This is a genomic window from Desulfosarcina sp., assembly GCF_041551955.1.
Lineage (GTDB): Bacteria > Desulfobacterota > Desulfobacteria > Desulfobacterales > Desulfosarcinaceae > Desulfosarcina.
The window spans coordinates 1-5,444 of record NZ_JBFELV010000349.1; the positions used below are offsets into that span (position 1 = coordinate 1).

At 44.0% G+C, this 5,444-nt stretch carries 3 protein-coding genes; all 3 read left to right on the forward strand.

Going from position 1 to position 5,444, the window contains the following annotated elements; genetic code table 11:
- The first annotated feature begins 618 nt into the window (after nucleotides 1-618).
- Genes ABYV26_RS19795 through ABYV26_RS19805 form a run of 3 tightly spaced genes read left to right on the forward strand, consistent with a single transcriptional unit; the run spans nucleotide 619 to nucleotide 5,041 of the window.
- The gene (locus ABYV26_RS19795) at nucleotides 619-1,212 is read left to right on the forward strand and encodes a type IV toxin-antitoxin system AbiEi family antitoxin domain-containing protein (RefSeq protein ID WP_372683085.1); all 594 of its coding nucleotides are present in this window, start codon (nucleotides 619-621) and stop codon (nucleotides 1,210-1,212) included.
- Entirely contained in the window at nucleotides 1,209-2,117 is a 909-nt protein-coding gene (locus ABYV26_RS19800) for a nucleotidyl transferase AbiEii/AbiGii toxin family protein (RefSeq protein ID WP_372683086.1), read from the forward strand. The genes ABYV26_RS19795 and ABYV26_RS19800 overlap by 4 nt, the downstream gene beginning before the upstream one ends.
- A 2-nt stretch (nucleotides 2,118-2,119) precedes the next feature.
- Complete coding sequence (locus ABYV26_RS19805; protein ID WP_372683087.1) at nucleotides 2,120-5,041, forward strand: DEAD/DEAH box helicase family protein; 2,922 nt, start codon at nucleotides 2,120-2,122, stop codon at nucleotides 5,039-5,041.
- The last annotated feature ends 403 nt before the right edge of the window (nucleotides 5,042-5,444 follow it).

Here is a 5,444-nt window from a genome sequence, read left to right on the forward strand (position 1 = left end):
CCCATTAGCATCAAAGACACCAGGGCATCATTTATTACTAACGCTGTGGCCCAGAGTGAGCGATTGAGCTACATCCAGAAACAGGTCGGTCATACAAACACGAGAATGATTGTGGACCATTATTACCGGTATTTGCCGGCCCCAAAATGATGGAGGCAAACTTGACAACGCTTGGAATTCTACCAGGATTCTACTAAAGTAGGGAGGTGGTGTTTTACAAGTATTAGAAATAAATACAAAATAATGATGGAGGCGTCGGGTCGAACCTACTGAAGTCCCTACAGCCACAAGGGCTGGCAGTGGTTTTCCGAATGTTTACTGAATATCTACTCTGGTAGAAACCGTTCCATCTGCAGGCAGAGGGTAATCCTGTACCCCCATAGCCCGGGTGGTTTTTCCACTTGGCAAAAGAATGACCCGCGATAGCGAGCGCATTCCTCGCCACTTGCGGCGGGGTTAGCGAGCGAACTGAAAATAGACATTCATCCTTTCGGTGAACCCTCCCCGCGGCTTGCCGCGGGGAGGGTTCAATTTCAAATATTTTCCTTGATTTTTAAACTGCGACCAGACAAAATGTATCCACTTATCAACAAATGGAAACATTTTGTCTGTGTATAAATGAAAAAGGACCCGATAGAGATATTCCTAAAAAATGGTGGCCAACTTCGAATGAGCGAGGCTATCGCACATGGTATCACGCGCTATATGCTTTATGCGCTCAGAGATAAGAGAGTTATCGAGCAAGTGAGCAGAGGCGTTTACCGGCTGAAGGAACTGCCTCCGATATCCAACCCAGACCTGGTTACCGTATGCCTCCGGTACCCTAATGCCGTCATCTGTCTTATTTCCGCCTTGTCGTATCACAATATCACAACCGAGATTCCGCACTCAGTTTACATGGCTGTACCAAGAAACTCAAGAATACCGTCAATCGACTATCCTCCAATTCAAGTCCATCGTTACTCTAGTCAAGCATACAACGTCGGAATCGAAAGGCATGTCATTGATGGTGCGTCTGTAAAAATCTACACCCCGGAAAAGACCCTTGCCGACTGCTTCAAATTCAGAAACAAAATTGGAATGGATGTTGTCCTTGAAGCGCTTAAGCTATACAAATCGCGAAAAAAATTCGATCTTAAAAAGCTACTTATGTTTTCCGAGGTGTGCCGCGTAAAGAAAATTATGATGCCCTATCTGGAGGCAACGATTTGACCAAAAGACCACTGAAAAATATCGCGGCATCTGTAAGGCAAAAACTGCTAAATAAATCAAGGGCTGATATTCGTCCTTTTTATGAACTTGTTCAATATTATGCCATGGAACGGTTTCTATATCGCCTTTCCCTATCTCACCATGCAAATCGATTTATTCTTAAAGGGGCCCTGATGCTTCGTATTTGGCAGGCTCCCGAAATCAGACCGACGATGGACATTGATCTGCTTGGCAGGACAAATAATGATACCTCACAGCTTACGTCCATTGTAGAGGATATATTATCTGTTGAGATTGAACCGGATGGCCTAATTTATTTCGTTGAACAGATAAAAGTTGAGACGATTGTCGAAGAGGCTGAATATCAAGGTGTAAGAATCTGGTTCCCTGCAAAAATAGATACAATGTCGCTGAATATGCAAATTGATATCGGATTCGGTGATGTTGTTTATCCCGCGCCTGAAAAAACTGAAATCCCCTCCATGTTAGAATTCCCCTCACCGTGGTTGCTGTGTTACAGCCGTGAGAGCTTGATTGCTGAGAAATTTGAAGCGATGCTGAAACGGCGTGAATTGAATAGTCGGATGAAGGATTTTCATGACATCTGGTTGCTCTCCCGCAATTTTGGCTTTGAAGGAAGGGAGCTATCGGAAGCCATAAAGTTGACGCTTGAACAACGCGGGACTTCTTTACCAGTCAATATAGTTGCCTTTTCTGATGAGTTCATCTCAACCAAACAAACCCAATGGAATGCTTTCCGGAAAAAACTCAGACAAGATCACATTCCTGAAAAGTTTGAAGAGATCGTCAAGCAAGTGAAGGATTTTATCGGCCCTATTGCATCGGCACTGATGTCGGATAAATTACCTCCTTCAAAATGGTCTGCTCCAGGTCCATGGGTATAATCATGGAGTATCAGGAATTATTCAAAAAGTATAACTTCCTATTAGAACAAGTAGATCAATTAACACGAGAAAACCGAAGGTTGAAAGTCAAACTCGTATTGCAGGAAGCACAAGCTCCACGAAACACAACCCAAGCAATTCAGATGGAATTTGTGCCTGATGGCGAATCGAATGATATAAAGCCTCTGATAGATATTAGCAGCACCTCGGATTCAACTTCGAAAATTCGGCTGTTTATGTCCCTGTTCAATGGTCGTAAGGATGTCTACGCAAGGCGATGGGAAAATAAAAATAAAGGAACATCGGGGTACGCACCGGTATGTCTGAATCAATGGCAACCAGGGGTATGCAGTAAGCCAAAAATTGCCTGCGCAAAATGCAAAAATAAAGCATATGCCGTACTGGATGAAAATGCCATTGAGGATCATCTCAGAGGAAATACCGTCGTCGGCATCTATCCCATGTTGCCGGATGAAACATGCTGCTTTCTGGCAATGGATTTCGATGAGGCGGACTGGCTAAAAGATGTATCCGCGGTACGGGATGTTTGCAACGAGTTTGAGATCCCCCTGGCGATTGAACGTTCACGTTCCGGTGTTGGTTGTCATGCTTGGTTTTTCTTTGAAAAATCAATTTCTGCCGTTTTTGCACGGAAATTCGGTACTGCCCTGCTTACCTGTACAATGGACAGGCGACATGAAATAAAATTTCAGTCCTATGACAGGTTGTTCCCGAGCCAGGACACCATGCCCAAGGGCGGTTTGGGAAACCTGATTGCGCTGCCGCTGCAAAAAACAGCCAGGGAAAAATCAAACAGTGAATTTGTCGATGATAGTTTTCGATCATATAGTGACCAATGGAGATTCCTTTCCTCGATTCAGAGAATCTCAGAAAACCAATTAGAAGATCTTATCTCAGTACTTTCCCATGGGAATGAGTTGGGTAATTTAAAGATAGACGAAGAAGAGAAACCCTGGGAAACCCAGCGTCCAAAAAAAATATTAGAAAAAGACGATTTTCCAGATCATCTCGAAATTGTCAAAGCGAACATGCTGTATGTTCCGAAAGCCGGAATCTCCCAAAGGGCACTCAATCGGTTGAAGCGTCTCGCATCTTTTAAAAATCCGATGTTTTACCGGCAGCAAGCTATGCGTCTGCCTACCTACGGGCATCCGCGGGTCATCTCTTGCGCAGATGAAACCAAAGACTATCTGTGCCTGCCCAGAGGAAGCGAGCCGGAATTGCTTGATGAACTCGAAACACTCGGCATCGATGTCAGGATAGTCAATAAAACCTTTAGTGGCAACAGGATAGATGTGGAATTCAAAGGCCAACTTAGAGATGAACAGCCCCTGGCCCTCAGGCATCTGCTCCAGCATGACATTGGCATCCTTTCAGGCACAACAGCCTTTGGCAAAACAGTCGTGGCAATCAAACTAATTGCGGAGAAAAAAATAAACACGTTGATCTTGGTGGACAAGATCAGCCTAGTGTCGCAATGGAGGGAAAGGCTTTCAGAATTCCTCACAGTCAACGAAACATTGCCGGAGGAACAGTTCACCACTACCGCCAAAAGGGGACGAAAGAAAAAGCAAAGCGTTATCGGACAAATAGGGGGTGGTAAAAATGCGCTGAGCGGAATTATCGATATTGCAATTATGCAGTCGCTCAGCAGACAGGGTGAAGTCAAGGAGTGCGTCAAAAATTACGGACTCGTCATTGCCGATGAATGTCATCATGCCTCGGCATTCACCTATGAACAAATTTTAAAAACAACCAATGCAAAATACATTTATGGCCTCACCGCCACACCGACACGAAAAGACGGGCACCACACGATTTTGTTTATGCATTGCGGCCCGATCCGCTATCGGGACAATCCCAAAAAACAGGCGGAGAAAAGACCATTTGATCATTACATTATCCCTCGATTTACTCCTTTGAGGGTTCCTCTGGGCACCGACTCAAATGACCTATCCATTCAGGAATTATTTTCCGAAATCATGGATAGCGAATTCAGAAATCAGTTGATCGTCGAGGATTTACTAAGAAATTTTCGTCAAGGCAGAAGCTGCCTTGTTCTGACCCTCAGAACGGCCCATGTGGAGCAGCTTGCAAAAAGAATAGAAGAAAATATACCGGACGTCATCGTTCTTACTGGTGGCATGGGGAGGAAGTCAACCCAGGAAACCTTTGAGCGCATCGCTAACATTCCCGCCGAAAAAAATATCGTTCTGGTGGCAACCGGTCATTTTATCGGAGAGGGGTTTGATGAGCCACGCCTGGATACGCTTTTTTTGGCCATGCCAATATCCTGGAAAGGGACACTGCAACAATATGCAGGCAGACTCCACCGCCTCTTTAAAACGAAAAAAGAAGTCCGGATCTATGATTACGTAGACATCCAGATAAAAATGCTTGAGAAAATGTACCAAAGGCGTCTGAACGGATACGCTTCAATGGGTTATAAGGCCAGGGGGGAAGAGGTTATGGATACCCAACTGGATATCATATTCAATAAGGATAATTTTATTTCTGTATTCAATCAGGATATTGTTGCGGCCAAAAAAGAAATCCTGATCGTAAGTCCGTTTGCAAGACAAAGACGTACCCATCAAATGATACAGCATTTAAAAACTGCAATCGGGGAACACATCCTTATCACCGTCGTGACTCGTCCGAAAGAGGATTTCCCAAAGAAGGATCACCCTGCTTTACAAAAGGCTTTGGATCTCTTAACCCGCAGCGGGATAACCATCATATATAAATCGAATATCCACCAGAAATTTGCCATCATGGATCAAAAAATCGTGTGGTACGGCAGTATCAATCTATTGAGCTACGGGAGTGCCCAGGAGAGTATCATGCGGATTGAAGGTTCTAATATTGCATACGAATTGATCAAAAGCATAGAAAATGAATGAATAGATCTGACTCACTTAATTGCACAGGGAATATCTTTATAATTCTATACTTACCGAATGAGTTGAAAAATTATAACGAACCGTTTTTGTGGATAATATTTGGTTGAGGCGGCGGGAGTCGAATGCGACGCCGTGTGAATCGCTGTAAACTCTCAACCGCCTTAAATAAATGAGAAAACTTGTCAGGACCCGGCAAGTTCGCTATGGCTATCCCACAAAAATGGGCCTCACTGTTTCGTGTGCTTTTTGCCAGTAAAATCCGCAAATCACAAATTTCGGATCGATTACCACACCAGCAGCCTAACTTAATCTGAAATACATATTACCATGGACGAAAAGGATCAATTTGTTCAAACCGTGAATGAATTTTGGAGACCGCTATTTATCCTGATGTTCTTTTCCG